At 60.2% G+C, this 17,003-nt stretch carries 13 protein-coding genes; 8 read left to right on the plus strand and 5 right to left on the minus strand.

All coding sequences use genetic code 11. From position 1 onward, the window contains the following. The first annotated feature begins 255 nt into the window (after positions 1-255). Positions 256-1,821, plus strand: a complete 1,566-nt coding sequence (locus AFK24_RS08695) for an alkaline phosphatase D family protein (RefSeq protein ID WP_065832867.1) — start codon at positions 256-258, stop codon at positions 1,819-1,821. Positions 1,822-2,017: 196 nt separating this feature from the next. Further along, complete coding sequence (locus AFK24_RS08700) at positions 2,018-2,959, plus strand: AEC family transporter (protein ID WP_065832868.1); 942 nt, start codon at positions 2,018-2,020, stop codon at positions 2,957-2,959. Between the two features lie 3 nt (positions 2,960-2,962). Here the strand turns inward: AFK24_RS08700 and AFK24_RS08705 are convergent, their stop codons facing one another. The 5 genes from AFK24_RS08705 to gatC form a co-directional block, all read right to left on the minus strand. Next, positions 2,963-4,015 (minus strand): calcium/sodium antiporter, encoded by a 1,053-nt coding sequence (locus tag AFK24_RS08705; RefSeq protein WP_065832869.1) that lies wholly within the window; start codon positions 4,013-4,015, stop codon positions 2,963-2,965. A gap of 44 nt (positions 4,016-4,059) precedes the next feature. Then, the gene (locus AFK24_RS08710; RefSeq protein WP_065832870.1) at positions 4,060-4,428 is read right to left on the minus strand and encodes a septal ring lytic transglycosylase RlpA family protein; all 369 of its coding nucleotides are present in this window, start codon (positions 4,426-4,428) and stop codon (positions 4,060-4,062) included. Positions 4,429-4,536: 108 nt separating this feature from the next. Continuing rightward, a complete protein-coding gene (gatB, locus tag AFK24_RS08715) occupies positions 4,537-6,000 on the minus strand; it encodes an Asp-tRNA(Asn)/Glu-tRNA(Gln) amidotransferase subunit GatB (RefSeq protein ID WP_065832871.1) in 1,464 nt (487 codons plus the stop codon). Between the two features lie 12 nt (positions 6,001-6,012). After that, a complete protein-coding gene (gatA, locus tag AFK24_RS08720) occupies positions 6,013-7,464 on the minus strand; it encodes an Asp-tRNA(Asn)/Glu-tRNA(Gln) amidotransferase subunit GatA (protein WP_065832872.1) in 1,452 nt (483 codons plus the stop codon). Positions 7,465-7,479: 15 nt separating this feature from the next. Next, positions 7,480-7,767 carry an Asp-tRNA(Asn)/Glu-tRNA(Gln) amidotransferase subunit GatC gene (gene gatC, locus AFK24_RS08725; RefSeq protein ID WP_020292893.1) on the minus strand — a complete coding sequence of 96 codons (288 nt, stop codon included), beginning with the start codon at positions 7,765-7,767 and terminating at the stop codon, positions 7,480-7,482. A 208-nt stretch (positions 7,768-7,975) separates the two neighbouring features. On the opposite strand from gatC, the gene mreB reads away from it, so the two are divergent. From mreB to AFK24_RS08755, 6 genes are all read left to right on the plus strand, one after another. Continuing rightward, positions 7,976-9,013, plus strand: coding sequence for a rod shape-determining protein MreB (gene mreB, locus AFK24_RS08730; protein WP_020292894.1), 1,038 nt, complete (start codon positions 7,976-7,978; stop codon positions 9,011-9,013). A 216-nt stretch (positions 9,014-9,229) separates the two neighbouring features. Continuing rightward, complete coding sequence (mreC, locus tag AFK24_RS08735) at positions 9,230-10,360, plus strand: rod shape-determining protein MreC (RefSeq protein ID WP_065832936.1); 1,131 nt, start codon at positions 9,230-9,232, stop codon at positions 10,358-10,360. Next, on the plus strand, positions 10,353-10,844 hold the full coding sequence (gene mreD / locus AFK24_RS08740) for a rod shape-determining protein MreD (RefSeq protein WP_020292896.1): 492 nt from the start codon (positions 10,353-10,355) through the stop codon (positions 10,842-10,844). Before mreC ends, mreD begins: the two co-directional genes overlap by 8 nt. Before the next feature lie 66 nt (positions 10,845-10,910). Continuing rightward, positions 10,911-11,525 carry a Maf family protein gene (locus AFK24_RS08745; protein WP_065832873.1) on the plus strand — a complete coding sequence of 205 codons (615 nt, stop codon included), beginning with the start codon at positions 10,911-10,913 and terminating at the stop codon, positions 11,523-11,525. Beyond that, positions 11,522-12,979, plus strand: coding sequence for a ribonuclease G (rng, locus tag AFK24_RS08750; RefSeq protein WP_065832874.1), 1,458 nt, complete (start codon positions 11,522-11,524; stop codon positions 12,977-12,979). Before AFK24_RS08745 ends, rng begins: the two co-directional genes overlap by 4 nt. A 182-nt stretch (positions 12,980-13,161) precedes the next feature. After that, positions 13,162-16,974, plus strand: a complete 3,813-nt coding sequence (locus AFK24_RS08755) for a YhdP family protein (protein WP_065832875.1) — start codon at positions 13,162-13,164, stop codon at positions 16,972-16,974. The last annotated feature ends 29 nt before the right edge of the window (positions 16,975-17,003 follow it).

Consider the following 17,003-nt stretch of genomic DNA (forward strand, 5'->3'; position numbering starts at 1 on the left):
TTCCCGGACAAGTCCGGTCCTACCGAACCCAGCACAACCGGTAGGAGGGGACTTGTCCCCGAAGAGGCCGGTGCAAGCGCTGAAGGTCTTACTCCGCAGCCCCGGCGCATTCCCGGACAAGTCCGGTCCTACCGAACCCAGCACAACCGGTAGGAGGGGACTTGTCCCCGAAGAGGCCGGATCATCGCTGTCACATTCACCCAACATTGCCCTGCTAGCTTTCCCCTTTTGGCTAAATCACCAAAGGGGCCCGCCATGACTCAGTTCGATCTCACCCGTCGTCGCATCATCCAGGTCGCAGGCGCCGGTTTGCTTCTACCGGGCCTGGCCCCGGCGGTCATCGCTGCGGTTCAGGATCGTCCGAAAATCACCGATGGCGTGCAGTCCGGCGACTTGCTGGGCGACCGCGCCGTGGTCTGGAGCCGCAGCGACCGGCCTGCGCGGATGGTCGTCGAATGGGACACGCGCAGCATGTTCACCAATCCCCGTCGGGTGGTTTCCGCCCTGGCGGATCAGCGTACCGACTTCACGGCGCGCGTCGAACTCAGCGAATTGCCCAGCGATCAGGCGATTTTCTACCGCGTGCAATTCGAAGATGCTCAGTCGGGCGTCACCAGTGAACCCTGGTTCGGTCATTTGCGCAGTGCGCCACAACAGCGCCGGGATTTGCGCTTCGTCTGGAGTGGCGACACGGTCGGACAAGGCTTCGGCATCAATCCTGACATCGGCGGCATGCGTATCTACGAAGCCATGCGTCTGCGTCTGCCGGACTTCTTCATTCACAGCGGCGACACCATCTATGCCGATGGCCCGGTTCCGGCGCAAGTCGTCACCGAAGGCGGACGCATCTGGCGCAACATCACCACCGAAGCGAAAAGCAAAGTCGCGGAAACCCTCGATGAATATCGCGGCGCTTACCGCTACAACCTGCTGGACGACAACCTGCGGCGCTTCAATGCCGAGGTGCCGCAAATCTGGCAATGGGACGATCACGAAGTCACCAACAACTGGTCGCCGAGCAAGCAACTGGATGATCGCTACAAGGAAAAGGATATTCGACTGTTGGCTACCCGTGGGCGACAGGCGTTTCTTGAGTACGCGCCGATGCGATTGCAGCAGGCTGACAGCGGCGGGCGCATTTATCGCAAGCTCAGTTATGGGCCGTTGCTGGATGTGTTTGTGCTGGATATGCGCAGTTATCGCGGTGGCAATGATGCCAACCTCGACGAGAAACCGGAGCCGAACACTGCATTCCTCGGTCGGCAACAATTGGATTGGCTCAAGGCTGAACTCAAGGCTTCCGGCGCGCAGTGGAAAGTGATTGCGGCCGATATGCCGATCGGCCTCGGCGTACCGGATGGCGAGGTGAGTCCGGGCGTCGGGCGTTGGGAAGCCATCGCCAACGGCAACGACGGCCCAGCATTGGGGCGCGAACTGGAAGTCGCCGAGCTGCTGGGTTTTCTGCGGGCGCAAAAGGTCCGCGATTGCGTGTGGCTGACCGCCGATGTGCATTACTGCGCGGCGCATCACTATCAACCGGACCTCGCGGTGTTCCAGGATTTCGACCCGTTCTGGGAGTTCGTCGCCGGCCCGTTGAACGCCGGCAGCTTCGGGCCCAATCCGCTGGACAAGACCTTCGGCCCTGAGCTGGTGTTCCAGAAAGCCCCGCCCGCGCAGAACACCTCGCCCTTCGCCGGGTTTCAGTTCTTTGGCGAAGTGAACATCGACGGCCAGAGCGCCGAGCTGACCGTGACGTTGCGAGATCTGGACGGAGTTTCGGTGTTCGAGAAGAAGCTGGTGCCCGCGCGGGAGTTGTCCTGAAGGCGCTTTCGTAGGACCGGATTTATCCGGGAAGAGGCCGGTACTGTCAGCCGATTCTGGTGGCTGTGCCGACGCCTTCGGGGATAAATCCCATCCTACGCAGGCTGTACGGTTTCGGTTAATTCCGATTCCTTGCAACACTCACGTCAGCGGTGGCTTATCATTAGCTACCTAACGACGGGACAGGGTTCTGGGCATGCTTTCCATTTTTCTCGAAACCCTGAACATCACCGCGCCAGTGTTCGCCATGTTGTTTCTGGGCGTGATCCTCAAGCGCATCGGCTGGATTGATGACGGCTTCATCATGACGGCGTCGAGCCTGGTGTTTAACGTCACCATGCCGGCCTTGCTGTTCCTGGGGATTATCCATGCGGACCTGCATGCCGCCTTGCAGCCATCGCTGCTGATATTTTTTACCGCCGCCACCCTGTTCGGCTTTGCATTCTCATGGGGCTGGGCGATCTGGCGGGTGCCGCTGGTGGAGCGCGGTATCTTCGTGCAAGGCGCTTTTCGCGGCAATAACGGCGTCATCGGTCTCGCGCTGGCCGCCAGCATGTACGGCGATTACGGCATTTCGCTGGGGGCGATCCTCGCGGCGCTGGTGATCCTGTTCTACAACACGCTGTCGACCATCGTGCTCGCGGTGTACAGCCCGGTGATCAAATCCGATCCCTGGAGCGTGTTCAAAAGCGTGCTCTGTAATCCGCTGATCATCAGCGTGCTGCTGGCATCGCCGTTCGCATATTTCAAGATCGGCTTGCCGCACTGGTTCGAGACGTCGGGTAATTACCTGGCGCAGATGACCTTGCCGCTGGCGTTGATCTGCATCGGCGGCACGTTGTCACTGACGTCGCTGCGCAAAAGTGGCAGCCTGGCGATCAGCGCGAGCATGATGAAAATGGTCACGCTGCCGGTGATCTGCACGCTGGCGGCCTGGTTGTGCGGCTTTCGCGGCGCGGAACTGGGGATTCTGTTTCTGTACTTCGGCAGCCCCACGGCAGCGGCCAGTTACGTCATGGCCCGTGCTGCCAACGGCAATCACGAGCTGGCGGCAGCGATCATCGTCATCACTACGCTGGCAGCGGCGGTGACGACCAATATCGGCATCTTTATTTTGCAATGGGGCGGCTGGATCTAGCGTCTAGTGCTGGCGCCGCCACGCCTTGATCGTGCTGTACACCACGAAGACCGCCAGCACGGGAAGGACGAAGCGCACCATCAGCCGCTCCAGCGTGTCAGCCAGCGGCATGCCGGTGGTAAACGACACGATGTGCAGCCCATAAGCCAGGTACAACGCCAGCAATAGCAGGCCTTCGAAGCGCGTGATGCGATAGCCGGAATAGAACAGCGGCAAGCACAAGGCTGCAACGCCGAGCATCACCGGCAGATCGAAATCCAGCGCATTGGGCGATACCGACAACGGCACGGGCGTGAGCAGCGCAGTGACGCCCAGAACCCCCAGCAGATTGAACAGATTACTGCCGATCACGTTGCCGACGGCGATGTCACGTTCGCCGCGAAAAGCGGCAATCAATGACGTGGTCAATCCTGGCAGGGACGTGCTGACCGCGATCACCGTCAAGCCGATGATGCGCTCGGACAAACCCAGGTCGAGGGCGATGACCACCGATGCGGCCACCAGCAGATGGCTGCCAAACACCAGCAACGCAATGCCGCAGACCAATGCCGTCACGCGCAGCAGAATCGGCCAGGCCTTGGGCGAGCGACCTTTGCTGGCTGATTGCCGGTAAGCAAAGCCCTGGCCGGACTGGCGCAGCACGATCAGCAGATAAGCCAGCAATCCCAGCAGCAGCGTCACGCCGTCGATCACACCGAGCTCGCCGTTCAACGACAGCAGGAAGACCATGGCGCTGGCGGCAACCATCAAGGGGATTTCCAGGCGCACCAGTTGCCGGGTGACGCGCAGCGGGATGACCAGTGCGCACAGGCCCAGCGTAACCAGCACATTGAAAATATTGCCGCCCACCACGCTGCCCACGGCGATGTCCGGGCTGGAGGTGAAGGCCGCTTGCAGGCCAACCGCCATTTGCGGAGCGCTGCTGCCCAGGGCCACAAAGGTCAAGCCGATGAACAGTGGGCGAATGCCAAGGGTAGTGGCGAGACTGACTGCGGCGCGAACCGACAACTCGGCGCCGATGACCAGCAGCAGCAGGCCGCTGATCCATTGGATCAGGCTCGGTAATGGCAGGGCTGAGAGTTGGAGAATTCCGGGCGTCCTTATTCGAGGGCTTGCACACGGACCTGAGCGGTTCCGCTGCGCAGCATACCCAGTTGTGCAGCCGCTGCGCGTGACAAATCGATCAATCGGCCACGGGTGTGCGGGCCGCGATCATTGATACGCACGACCACCGACTTGTCATTGTCCAGATTGGTTACTTTGACGCGGGTGCCAAAGGGCAGCCGCCGATGTGCTGCGGTCAGTGAATTCTGATCGAAGCGCTCGCCGCTGGCAGTGTGATTGCCGTGATGTTGCGAGCCGTAATACGAAGCGCCGCCGGTTTCATCGTAACCATGAGGATCGATGATCCCCGTCGCACAACCGGCGAGCAAGGAGAGCAGGGCGCAAGAGGCGAGAAGCCGCAGCATGGTTTGGTCCTTCAATGTGCAGACGCGTGTGTCCGTAGGACCGGCTTTAGCCGGGAGGGTGTGCTCCCGGCTAAAGCCGGTCCTACGGATCGATCGCCGCTATCTGAATCAGCCTTCCAGCTTCTTCTTCAGCAGTTCATTGACCTGCTGCGGGTTGGCCTTGCCCTTGGAGGCTTTCATGGCCTGGCCGACGAAGAAACCGAACATCTTGCCGCGCTTGGCCTCGTCCGCTGCCCGATAATCCACGACCTGCTGCGCGTTGGCGGCGAGCATTTCGTCGAGCATCGATTCGATGGCGCCGCTGTCCGTGACCTGTTTCAGGCCTTTCTGCTCAATGATTTCGTCAGCACTGTTAATACCAATGCTTACGCAATCACCTAGCGCCATAGACTCGAAAACTGTCTTGGCGATTTTGCCCGAGATGGTGTTGTCGGTGATGCGCAACAGCATGCCGCCCAATTGTTCGGCGCGGACCGGGGATTGTTCGATTTCCAGGCCCAGCTTGTTCAGCAGGCTGCCCAGCTCGACCATGACCCAGTTGGCCGCCAGTTTGGCGTCGCCACTGATGCTGACCACTTGCTCGAAGTAGTCGGCTTGCTCACGGCTCGACGCCAGGACGCTGGCGTCGTAGGCCGACAGGCCGAACTGTGCCTGGAAGCGCTCGCGTTTCTGTGGCGGCAGTTCCGGCAGCGTGGCGCGAGTTTCTTCGATGAACGAGTCTTCGATGATCACCGGCAGCAGGTCAGGATCGGGGAAGTAACGGTAGTCGTTGGCTTCCTCCTTGCTGCGCATGGCGCGGGTTTCGTCTTTGTTCGGATCGTACAGGCGAGTCTGCTGGATGACCTTGCCGCCGTCTTCGATCAGGTCGATCTGACGCTGGATTTCGCTGTTGATCGCCTTCTCGATGAAGCGGAACGAGTTGACGTTCTTGATCTCGCAGCGGGTGCCGAACTCAACCTGGCCCTTTGGACGAATCGACACGTTGCAGTCGCAACGCAGCGAGCCTTCGGCCATGTTGCCGTCGCAGATGCCCAGGTAACGAACCAGCGCGTGCATGGCTTTGACATACGCCACGGCTTCCTTGGCCGAACGCATGTCCGGGTCGGAAACGATTTCCAGCAGCGGAGTGCCAGCGCGGTTGAGGTCGATGCCGGTCATGCCGCTGAAGTCTTCGTGCAGGCTTTTACCGGCGTCTTCTTCAAGGTGCGCGCGGGTAATGCCGACGCGCTTGACCGTGCCGTCTTCAAGGGTGATATCCAGGTGGCCCTTGCCGACAATCGGCAATTCCATCTGGCTGATCTGGTAGCCCTTGGGCAGATCCGGATAGAAGTAGTTCTTGCGGGCGAACACGTTGTGCTTGCCGATTTCGGCATCTACCGCCAGGCCGAACTTGACGGCCATGCGCACGGCTTCTTTATTGAGCACCGGCAAGACACCCGGCATGCCCAGGTCGACCAGGCTGGCCTGAGTATTGGGCTCGGAGCCAAACGTGATTGAGCTACCGGAGAAAATCTTCGATTGGGTCGACAGCTGGGTGTGAATTTCCAGCCCGATGACAACTTCCCATGACATGTGTGTTTCTCCTTAGAAGCCTGTCGGCGCGCGCAAATGCCAGTCAGTGACTTGCTGGTATTGGTGGGCGACGTTGAGCAGGCGGCCTTCTTGGAAGTACGGGGCAAGCAACTGCACGCCGACCGGCAAACCTTCGACAAAACCCGCTGGCATGGACAAGCCCGGCAGACCCGCGAGGTTGGCGGTGATGGTGTAGAAGTCTTCCAGGTATTCGGAAATCGGATCGTTGTTCTTGGCGCCGATTTTCCATGCCGGGTTGGGCGTGGTCGGGCCGAGAATCACGTCGACTTCAGTGAAGGCACTCATGAAATCATTCTTGATCAGGCGACGGATCTTCTGCGCTTGCAGGTAATACGCGTCGTAATAACCAGCGGACAGCGCGTAGGCACCGACCAGGATCCGGCGTTGTACTTCAGGGCCGAAACCCTCGGCGCGGGAGCGCTTGTATAGATCGGTCAGGTCTTTCGGGTCTTCGCAGCGATAGCCGAAACGCACACCGTCGAAACGCGACAGGTTGGATGAGGCTTCAGCCGGCGCGATCACGTAATAAGCCGGGATGCCGTGTTGCAGGTTCGGCAGGCTGACTTCCTTGACGACGGCGCCGAGTTTTTCCAGCTCCTTGACGCTCTCCAGAACCAGCTCGGCGATACGCGGGTCGAGACCTGCGCCGAAGTATTCTTTCGGGATGCCGATGCGCAAGCCTTTGAGCGACTGATTGAGGCTGGCGCTGTAATCGGGCACAGGCTCGTCAATGCTGGTGGAATCCTGCGGGTCGAAACCGGCCATGCCTTGCAGCAGCAGCGCGCAGTCTTCGGCCGAGCGGGCCAGCGGGCCGGCCTGATCGAGACTCGACGCGTAGGCGATCATGCCCCAGCGGGAAACCCGACCATACGTCGGTTTCAGGCCGGTGAGGTTAGTCAGCGCGGCGGGCTGGCGAATCGAGCCACCGGTGTCGGTGCCGGTTGCGGCGGGCAGGAATCGGGCAGCAACAGCTGCAGCCGAACCGCCGGACGAACCGCCGGGTACGTGTTCGAGGTTCCACGGGTTCTTCACCGCGCCATAGTGGCTCGACTCGTTGGCCGAACCCATGGCGAATTCGTCCATGTTGGTCTTGCCGAGGGTCACGGTGCCCGCTGCGGCCAGTTTGGCAACCACCGTGGCGTCATACGGCGCCTTGAAGTTGTCGAGCATCTTCGACGCGCAGCTGGTGCGGATACCTTTGGTGCAGAACAGATCCTTGTGGGCCAGTGGCGCGCCGAGCAAAGGATTGTTCTCACCGGCGGCGCGACGTGCGTCAGCGGCCTGCGCCTGGGTGATGGCCAGGTCTTCGGTGAGGGTAATGAAGCTGTTGATCTGCGGGTCGAGCTGCGTGATGCGTGCGAGCAGGACACGGGTCAATTCTTCAGAAGAAAACTTTTTTTCGGCGAGTCCGCGGGCGATCTCGGCCAGAGTCATTTGATGCATTGCAGGCTCATTCCCTTACTCGATGACTTTCGGAACCAGATAAAGGCCGTGTTCGACCGCTGGTGCGATGGCTTGGTAAGTCTCGCGATGATTTTGCTCGGTAACAACGTCTTCGCGCAGGCGTTGCGACGCTTCAAGCGGGTGCGCCAGCGGTTCGATGCCGGTGGTATCGACGGCTTGCATCTGATCAACCAGCGCAAGAATATTATTTAATGCTTCGGTAGTACGCGGGATATCGGCGTCATTCAGGCCAAGTCGGGCCAGATGAGCGATCTTTTCCACGTCGGAGCGATCAAGCGCCATGGGGTTCTCCAGTGGAATGCTTACGGAACGGATCTGTGTGTTAGATTGGCGAACACTATCGCATTTCTACGGTCATAAGGCCGCGAACGTCTAGGGTCATGCTCGGAAAAGCCGCTAATTTAACATATTGGCTCCTTGCCCAAAATCCCTGTCGTTGTTAGAGTTTGCCGCACTTTTTTACCCACGCGTTCCCTAGGGTCCCTTTCCCATGTTCAAGAAACTGCGTGGCATGTTTTCCAGCGATCTGTCTATCGACCTGGGCACTGCCAACACCCTTATCTACGTGCGTGAGCGCGGTATCGTTCTGAATGAACCATCAGTTGTGGCCATTCGGACCCACGGAAACCAGAAAAGCGTCGTTGCTGTCGGGATGGAAGCCAAGCGCATGCTCGGCCGGACGCCTGGCAACATCGCGGCCATTCGCCCGATGAAAGACGGCGTGATTGCCGATTTCAGCGTGTGCGAAAAGATGCTGCAGTACTTTATCAACAAGGTTCACGAAAACAGCTTTCTGCAGCCAAGCCCTCGTGTGCTGATCTGCGTTCCGTGCAAATCCACTCAGGTTGAGCGTCGCGCCATTCGCGAATCGGCGCTCGGTGCCGGTGCACGTGAAGTATTTTTGATCGAAGAACCAATGGCTGCTGCCATCGGCGCCGGTCTGCCGGTTGAAGAAGCGCGCGGTTCGATGGTTGTCGATATCGGTGGTGGTACTACTGAAATCGCCCTGATCTCCCTGAACGGTGTGGTTTACGCCGAATCCGTACGGGTTGGCGGCGACCGTTTCGACGAAGCGATCATCACTTACGTGCGTCGTAACTACGGCAGCCTGATCGGTGAGTCGACTGCTGAACGCATCAAGCAGGAAATCGGTACCGCCTATCCGGGCGGCGAAGTACGTGAAGTCGACGTGCGCGGCCGCAACCTGGCCGAAGGCGTTCCACGTGCCTTCACACTGAATTCCAACGAAGTGCTCGAAGCGTTGCAGGAATCCCTGGCGACCATCGTTCAGGCCGTGAAAAGCGCCCTGGAACAATCGCCGCCGGAGCTGGCTTCGGACATCGCCGAGCGCGGTCTGGTGTTGACCGGTGGTGGTGCCTTGCTGCGCGACCTGGACAAATTGCTGGCCCAGGAAACCGGTTTGCCGGTGATCGTTGCCGAAGACCCGTTGACCTGTGTAGCGCGTGGCGGTGGCCGTGCGCTGGAAATGATGGATAAGCACACCATGGATCTGCTCTCCAGCGAGTGATTGCTGGCAGCACTTCAGGCAGCCTTATGTTTACAGGTAGCGCTTTGGCTACCTGTATGCGTTAGGCTGACGCCGAAATCCGGTGTTCACTTTCTCATCTGTCCAGGCCGGTTCAATGCCGCATGAATAAGCACAGCCAATTGAAATCTTGCCCTGGAGGAGCGGCCTATTAAACCGCTTTTCACAAAAGGCCCGTCGCTGGGCGTGCGCCTGTTGGTGCTGGTCGTGTTATCGGTAGCGCTGATGGTGGTCGATGCCCGGTTTACCGTGCTCAAACCGCTACGTAGCCAGATGTCGCTGGTCCTGATGCAGTCCTACTGGGTAGTCGATCTGCCGCAACGCCTTTATCAAGGCGTCGCCAGCCAGTTTGGCAGCCGGACCGAACTGCTCGCCGAAAATGAAAAACTCAAGACCGAAGCTTTGCTTCTGCAAGGGCGCCTGCAAAAACTGGCCGCCCTGACCGAGCAGAACGTGCGTCTGCGCGAGTTGCTCAATTCCTCGGCGCTGGTCAACGAGAAAGTCGAAGTCGCCGAGCTGATCGGCATGGACCCGAACCCGTTCACCCATCGAATCATCATCAACAAAGGCGAGCGCGATGGCGTGGTCCTCGGCCAGCCGGTGCTCGATGCCCGTGGCCTGATGGGGCAAGTCGTCGAGCTGATGCCGTACACCTCCCGTGTTCTGTTGCTGACCGACACGACCCACAGCATTCCGGTGCAGGTCAACCGTAACGGCCTGCGCGCCATTGCCAGCGGCACCGGTAACCCGGAGCGCCTGGAACTGCGGCACGTGGCGGACACGGCGGATATCAAGGAAGGCGATCTGCTGGTGAGTTCTGGTCTCGGCCAGCGTTTCCCGGCCGGTTATCCGGTGGCGACGGTCAAGGAAGTGATTCACGATTCCGGCCAACCGTTTGCCATCGTTCGTGCCGTGCCGACCGCAGCGTTGAATCGCAGTCGTTACCTGCTGCTGGTGTTCTCCGATGGACGCTCTCCGGAAGAGCGCGCCGCCGAAGCCGCCCAAGCTCAGGAGTCCGCCGAAAAAGCCGCCGAGCCTGCTGCAACCCAAGGCGCCGGGACCGCAACTCCGGCCGCCACTGCACCGGTCAAACCGGGCGCTGCCCCAGCCGCGACGACGCCAGTGAAGCCAGGTACTGCTGCGCCAGCCGCTGCGCCGACGCATTCGCCGGCAACTCCTGCGACTACCGCACCCAAACCGGCCAGCAAACCCGCCAGCAAGCCGCCGGCCAAGCCTGCGGCAACGCCGGCAACGCCGGCTGCGCCGCCGGCCGTTACAAAGCCACCGGCCTCCGCGCCCGCCACCACTCGGGAGAGAATCGATGGTTAGTCATGCCCCGGCCCGCAATGGGTGGGTCGTCTGGCTCACTTTCGCGATTGGCATGCTGCTGAGCGTTTCGCCGCTGCCGCAGTTCATGGAAATCTTCCGGCCATTGTGGCTGGCGCTGCTGCTGACCTTCTGGATTCTGGCGCTGCCTCACAAAGTCGGCATGACCACCGCCTGGATGCTGGGCATGATGGAAGACGTGCTGTACGGCACGCTGCTGGGTCAGAATGCGTTGATCCTCAGTCTGATCGCGTTTCTGGTCATGACCTTGCATCAACGCCTGCGAATGTTCCCCATCTGGCAGCAATGCCTCGTTCTCCTGGTCGTGTTCGGTCTCGCGCAACTGGCACAGCTGTGGCTCAGCGCCTTGACCGGCAACCGCCAGCCGACGCTCGCGCTGGTGCTGCCCGCATTGGTGAGTGCGCTGTTGTGGCCTTGGGTCAGTTATGGCCTGCGCGGGTTGCGCAAGCGGTTGCGAATCAACTAACCAGCCTTCGGGTGAGCGCGGTTGTATCAGGATGGCGTTCACCCTCATCGACACGGAGATGTCCTCATGCCCCAGCTTCATCTGGCTTCTGGCTCACCGCGCCGCCGTGAATTACTCACTCAGATCGGCGTGCCCTTCACTGTGCTCAGCGCGCAGATAGACGAAACCCCATTACCCAACGAGCCCGCCGTGGCCTATGTCGAGCGTCTGGCGCGCGGCAAGGCCGAGGCCGGGCTTGCGCAGCTGGGCGACGATGGTTTGACTGACGATGACGCTTGCGTCATGGGCGCCGACACCGCCGTGGTGCTCGATGGCCTGATTCTCGGCAAGCCGGTAGACGAAGCCGATGCGCTGGCCATGCTGGCGGCGCTGTCCGGGCGCGAGCATGAAGTGCTCACCGCCATCGCGGTGATCGACCGGCAACGCTGCGAAACCCGAACCGTCAGCAGCCGCGTACGTTTTCGCAGTATCGCGACACATGAAGCAAAAGCTTACTGGGCCAGCGGCGAACCTCGGGACAAAGCTGGCAGCTATGCTATCCAGGGTCTGGCGGCGATCTTCGTCGAGGGCTTGCAAGGCAGTTATTCCGCTGTGGTTGGGCTGCCGCTGTGCGAAACCGCAGAACTGCTTGGCCGTTTCGGCATACCCTGTTGGCAATGCCTGGAAGGTGACAAGTCATGAGTGAAGAGATCCTGATCAACATCACGCCGATGGAGTCGCGCGTGGCGGTGGTGGAAAACGGTGTTCTGCAGGAAGTCCACGTCGAGCGGACCCAGCGTCGCGGCATCGTCGGCAATATCTACAAAGGCAAGGTCGTGCGAGTATTGCCCGGCATGCAAGCCGCATTCATCGATATCGGCCTGGACCGGGCGGCGTTCATTCACGCCTCGGAAATTTCCATGCGCGAAGGCCCGTCGGTGGAAAGCATCAGCTCGCTGGTCCACGAAGGTCAGAGTCTTGTGGTGCAGGTCACCAAAGACCCGATCGGCAGCAAGGGCGCGCGCCTGACCACGCAGCTGTCGATCCCTTCGCGGTATCTGGTGTACATGCCGCGCACGGCGCACGTCGGTATTTCCCTGAAAATCGAGGATGAAGCCGAACGCGAGCGACTCAAGAAAGTCGTGACCGATTGCGTTGCCCTCGAAGGTATCAAGGAAGCGGGCGGGTTCATTCTGCGCACGGCTGCCGAAGGTGCCGGTGCCGACGAAATCCTCATGGACATTCGCTACCTGCGCAGGCTTTGGGATCAGATCGGCGAGCAGATCAAGACCGCCTCGACACCCAGCGTGATCTACGAAGACCTTGGCCTGGCACTGCGCACCTTGCGCGATCTGGTGAGTCCGCGCATTGAGAAAATCCGCATCGACTCGCGGGAAACCTTCCAGAAAACCACACAATTCGTTGCCGAACTGATGCCGGAAATCGCCGATCGCCTGGAACACTATCCGGGTGAACGGCCGATTTTCGATCTGTACGGCGTCGAGGATGAAATCCAGAAGGCGCTGGAGCGCAAAGTCCCGCTCAAGTCGGGTGGCTATCTGGTGATCGATCCGGCCGAGGCAATGAGCACCATCGACGTCAATACCGGTGCGTTCGTCGGCCATCGCAACCTCGAAGAAACCATCTTCAAGACCAACCTGGAAGCGGCAACCGCGATTGCCCGCCAGCTGCGCCTGCGCAATCTGGGCGGCATCATCATCATCGATTTCATTGACATGGAAGACGGCGAGCACCAACGCCAGGTTCTGCGTACGCTGGAAAAACAGCTTGAGCGTGACCACGCCAAGATCAACATCATCGGCATTACCGAGCTGGGTCTGGTGCAGATGACTCGCAAGCGTACCCGCGAAAGCCTTGAACAGGTTTTGTGTGAGCCGTGCAGCAGTTGTCAGGGCCGTGGCAAGCTGAAGACCCCGGAAACCGTATGTTACGAAATCTTCCGCGAGATCCTGCGCGAAGCGCGGGCCTATCAAGCGGTGGGTTATCGGGTGCTGGCCAACCAGCGTGTCGTGGATCGACTGCTCGATGAAGAGTCGGGAAACGTTGCGGAACTGGAAGGCTTCATTGGTCGTACCATTCGTTTTCAAGTAGAAACCATGTATTCGCAGGAACAATACGACGTGGTGTTGCTCTGACCTTGCACGTAGTGAACATGTATCTAGAACAGTGCCGTAGGGCCAGCGGCAAGGACGCCCTTATAACGAGAATTATGCGTGGCAAATGAGCAAAACCCGGACGTACTCGCACCTGCACGATTGAGCCGGGCCCATTTCACGCAAGCTGAACTTTGCGGACCCCGGCGCGGAGGCTCTTGGACATGGAGCGTCTGACACGTTTTTTTGCCACCCTGACACGTTGGGGGCTGATGCTCTGCGCGCTGGTTTTGGTCCTGGCTGCGCTGTATGTCAGTGTTGGACGGCAGCTCACGCCGCTGATTTCCGAATACCGCGCTGAGGTCGAGAGCAAGGCGCGCGCCGCGCTGGGCATGCCCTTGGCAATCGGCAGTCTGGAAGGTAGCTGGAGTGGTTTTGCACCGATCTTCGTCGCTCACGATGTGATGCTGGGCGAGGGGACGGCCACGGTTCGCCTGGATCAGATCCGCGCGGTGCCTGACGTGTGGGCAAGCCTGCTGGCCCGTGAAGTGCGTATCGCGCATCTGGAGGTCAACGGCCTGCAAGTGAGCTTGAAGCAGGATCAGGATGGGCGCTGGGCGCTGCAGGGTTTGCCGGTCAGCAATGACAAGCCTTTCGATCCGCAACAGGTCCTGACCCAGATGCAGATGGTGTCGCGTCTGTCGCTGCTCAACAGTCAGATTACCCTGCAGCCGTTCGGCCAGGCGCCACTCACGCTGACTTACGTGAACCTCAGCCTCGCCACTGGCAGTTATCATCAGCGTCTCGATGCGCGGCTGACCTTGCCGGACGGCCAGCCCGTAGCTTTGAACCTGCGTTCGCGCATCCAGGCCAGCAAATGGCAGGAAGGCGAGGCCGATGTTTATCTGAGCCTGCCGCAGAGCGAATGGGCGCAATGGCTGCCGAAAACCCTGACCCGCGAGTGGAACGTCTCCATGCTGAAAGCGGGCGGCGAATTCTGGTTGAGTTGGGGCAAGGGTACGGTTCAGAGCGCTGTGGCGCGGCTCAATGCTCCGCAGGTCAAGGCGGGCTATGCCGAACGCAAGGCTTCGACGATCAACAATCTGGCCCTCAATGCCTGGTTCAAACGCAACGAAACAGGTTTCGACGTAACCTTGGGTTCCCTTGCCATGGACCTGGGCGCCAAGCGCTGGGAAAGCCGGGTTCAACTCAACCAGCAGGCCGCCACGGCCGACAACGGAGAACTCTGGCATGTTCAGGCCGATCGTCTGGACCTGACGCCGGTCACGCCGTTGATTGATTCACTGGCACCGCTGCCGGACAAGCTGATGGTCGTCATCGACAGCCTCAAGGTCACCGGTGGTCTGCGCAACGTGTTGCTTGATTTCCGCCCGCAGGCCACCGGCGACAAACGCCTGAGTTTCGCCGCCAATCTGGACAAGGTCGGTTTCAATGCGTATCACGGCGCACCGGCTGCCGGGAATGTCAGCGGTGCGATCAGCGGCGATCTCGGTCAGGGCGAACTGCGTCTGGCCAGCGAAGATTTCATGCTGCATCTGGACCCGATCTTCGCCAAACCCTGGACCTATCCGAAAGCCAATGCGCGTTTGACCTGGCGTCTGGATGATCAGGGTTTCACATTGATTGCGCCTTACATCAAGGTCCTCGGCGACGAAGGCAAGATCGCTGCCGACTTCCTGATTCGCCTGCATTTCGATCATAACCAGGAAGACTACATGGACCTGCGGGTCGGCATGGTCGATGGCGACGGGAGCTATACCAGCAAATACCTGCCGGCGGTCCTCAGCCCTGCGCTGGACGAATGGCTGCGCACGGCGATTCTGGCTGGCAAGGTCGACCAGGGTTTCTTCCAGTATCAAGGCTCTTTGAACAAGGGCGCGCCAGACACCGCGCGGGTGATCAGTCTGTTCTTCAAAGTGCGTGACGCGACCCTGGCGTTCCAGCCGGGCTGGCCGCAACTCACCGGCGTCAACGGCAAGGTCTACGTCGAAAACAGCGGCGTGCGCATCAAGGCCAGCAAAGGCCAGTTGCTCAATACCCAAGTCAGCAACGTGTTGGTGAATATCCCGCATGTGCCGGCAGGGCAGGACAGTCATTTGCTGGTGGACGGTGACTTTGCCGGTGGTCTGGCCGATGGCGTGAAGATTCTCCAGGAAGCGCCCATCGGTACCGCCAGCACCTTTGCCGGCTGGCAAGGCGAGGGTCCGCTGCAAGGCAAACTGAAGCTGGATATTCCGCTGGTCAAAGGCCAGGAACCGAAGATCGCGGTGGATTTCAGTACCGACGGGGCGCGGCTGAAACTTAGCGATCCGGTGCTGGAGCTGACTCGGCTCAAGGGTGATTTCCGTTTTGATAACGCCAAGGGCCTGAGCGGCAAGGGCGTGCGGGCGCAAGCCTTTGATCGTCCGGTGACGGCGGAAATCGCTGCCGAGGGCAAGCCTGGCGCAAACATCACCCAAGTGGTCGCCAATGGCCAGATCACGGTGCCCAAACTTACCGAATGGCTGGGCGTGACCCAGGCGCTGCCGGTGTCGGGCGATCTGCCGTATCAGCTGCAATTGACGCTGAGCAATGACAGCCAGTTGAAGATCAATTCCAGCCTCAAAGGCGTGGTCATCGATTTGCCGGCACCGTTCGGCAAAGCCGCCGATGAAAGCCGTGACAGCGAATTCCGCATGACCTTGCAAGGCGCCGAGCGCCGTTATGGCTTCGCTTACGCGAACCTCGCCAATCTGGCGTTTGCCTCTCCCGTGGGCAAACTGGCGGACGGGCGTGGCGAATTGTTCCTCGGCAACGGCGGCGCCATCGTTCCTGACGCCAAGGGGCTGCGCGTGCGCGGTTCGCTGTCGGAACTGGATGTGGCGCCATGGCAAGCCGTGGTCGAACGTTACGCTGGCAATGATCCGGGCGGCAGCGCCAAACAGCTGGTCAACAATGTGGACCTGCAAATCGGCAAGCTCACCGCCATGGGCACCACCCTCGATCAAGCCAGTGTCCAGCTCAAGCGCAGCGACACGGCCTGGGGGTTGTCGCTGGACAGCCAGCTGATCAAGGGCAGCGCGAGCATTCCCGATGCGAAAACCGCGCCCATTGGCATTGACCTGCTTTACGTGCGTCTGCCCGCTGCTGATCCGAATGCCGCAGTCATCGAAAACGCGCCAGACCCGCTGGCCGATGTCGACCCGACCAAAATTCCGGCGATGAATATCAAGATCACCCAGGTGTTTCAGGGTGAGCAGCTAGTTGGCGCGTGGTCGCTGAAGACCCGGCCGACCGCAACCGGCATTCGCTTTCTGGATATGGACATGGGTCTCAAAGGCATGCTGTTGCAAGGTGAAGGCGTCTGGGAAGGCGCGCCGGGCTCTAGCGGCAGTTGGTACAAGGGCCGTCTGGATGGCAAGAATCTCGCCGATGTCCTCAAAGGCTGGGGATTTGCGCCGACGGTCACCAGTGAAGATTTCGAATTGAACGTCGATGGCCGCTGGCCCGGCTCTCCGGCCTGGGTCGCTCTCAAGCGCTTCTCCGGCAGCCTGGACGCAACCTTGCGCAGCGGCCAGTTCGTCGAAGTGGAAGGTGGAGCCGCAGCGCTGCGGGTATTCGGTCTGCTTAACTTCAACTCCATTGGTCGCCGTCTGCGCCTGGATTTCTCGGACTTGCTCGGCAAAGGCCTGAGCTATGACCGGGTGAAAGGGTTGCTGGTGTCCAGTGATGGCGTCTACGTGACCCGCAAGCCGATTACCCTGACCGGACCGTCGAGCAATCTGGAGCTGGACGGCACGTTGGACATGGTCAAGGACCGGGTCGACGCCAAGCTGTTGGTGACCTTGCCGGTGACCAACAATCTGCCGATTGCGGCGCTGATCGTCGGCGCTCCGGCCATTGGCGGCGCGCTATTCCTGGTCGACAAGCTGCTGGGTGATCGGGTCGCGCGGTTTGCCAGCGTGCAGTACAAGGTCGAAGGCCCGTGGAAAGAACCGAAGATCACCTTCGACAAGCCTTTTGAGAAACCTCAATAACACGCCATGGAGTACAGTGGTGGCCTGTC

Origin of the sequence: Pseudomonas syringae, assembly GCF_001698815.1 — a bacterium.
In the GTDB taxonomy this organism is placed as follows: domain Bacteria; phylum Pseudomonadota; class Gammaproteobacteria; order Pseudomonadales; family Pseudomonadaceae; genus Aquipseudomonas; species Aquipseudomonas syringae_A.

Bases quoted from the DNA above. Each gene is read 5' to 3' on its own strand.
- AFK24_RS08695 (WP_065832867.1), top strand. From the start codon at position 256: ATGACTCAGTTCGATCTCACCCGTCGTCGCATCATCCAGGTCGCAGGC.
- AFK24_RS08755 (WP_065832875.1), top strand. From the start codon at position 13,162: ATGGAGCGTCTGACACGTTTTTTTGCCACCCTGACACGTTGGGGGCTG.
- gatC (WP_020292893.1), bottom strand. From the start codon at position 7,767: ATGGCGCTTGATCGCTCCGACGTGGAAAAGATCGCTCATCTGGCCCGA.
- AFK24_RS08700 (WP_065832868.1), top strand. From the start codon at position 2,018: ATGCTTTCCATTTTTCTCGAAACCCTGAACATCACCGCGCCAGTGTTC.
- rng (WP_065832874.1), top strand. From the start codon at position 11,522: ATGAGTGAAGAGATCCTGATCAACATCACGCCGATGGAGTCGCGCGTG.
- gatA (WP_065832872.1), bottom strand. From the start codon at position 7,464: ATGCATCAAATGACTCTGGCCGAGATCGCCCGCGGACTCGCCGAAAAA.
- gatB (WP_065832871.1), bottom strand. From the start codon at position 6,000: ATGTCATGGGAAGTTGTCATCGGGCTGGAAATTCACACCCAGCTGTCG.
- AFK24_RS08745 (WP_065832873.1), top strand. From the start codon at position 10,911: ATGCCCCAGCTTCATCTGGCTTCTGGCTCACCGCGCCGCCGTGAATTA.
- mreD (WP_020292896.1), top strand. From the start codon at position 10,353: ATGGTTAGTCATGCCCCGGCCCGCAATGGGTGGGTCGTCTGGCTCACT.
- AFK24_RS08710 (WP_065832870.1), bottom strand. From the start codon at position 4,428: ATGCTGCGGCTTCTCGCCTCTTGCGCCCTGCTCTCCTTGCTCGCCGGT.
- mreB (WP_020292894.1), top strand. From the start codon at position 7,976: ATGTTCAAGAAACTGCGTGGCATGTTTTCCAGCGATCTGTCTATCGAC.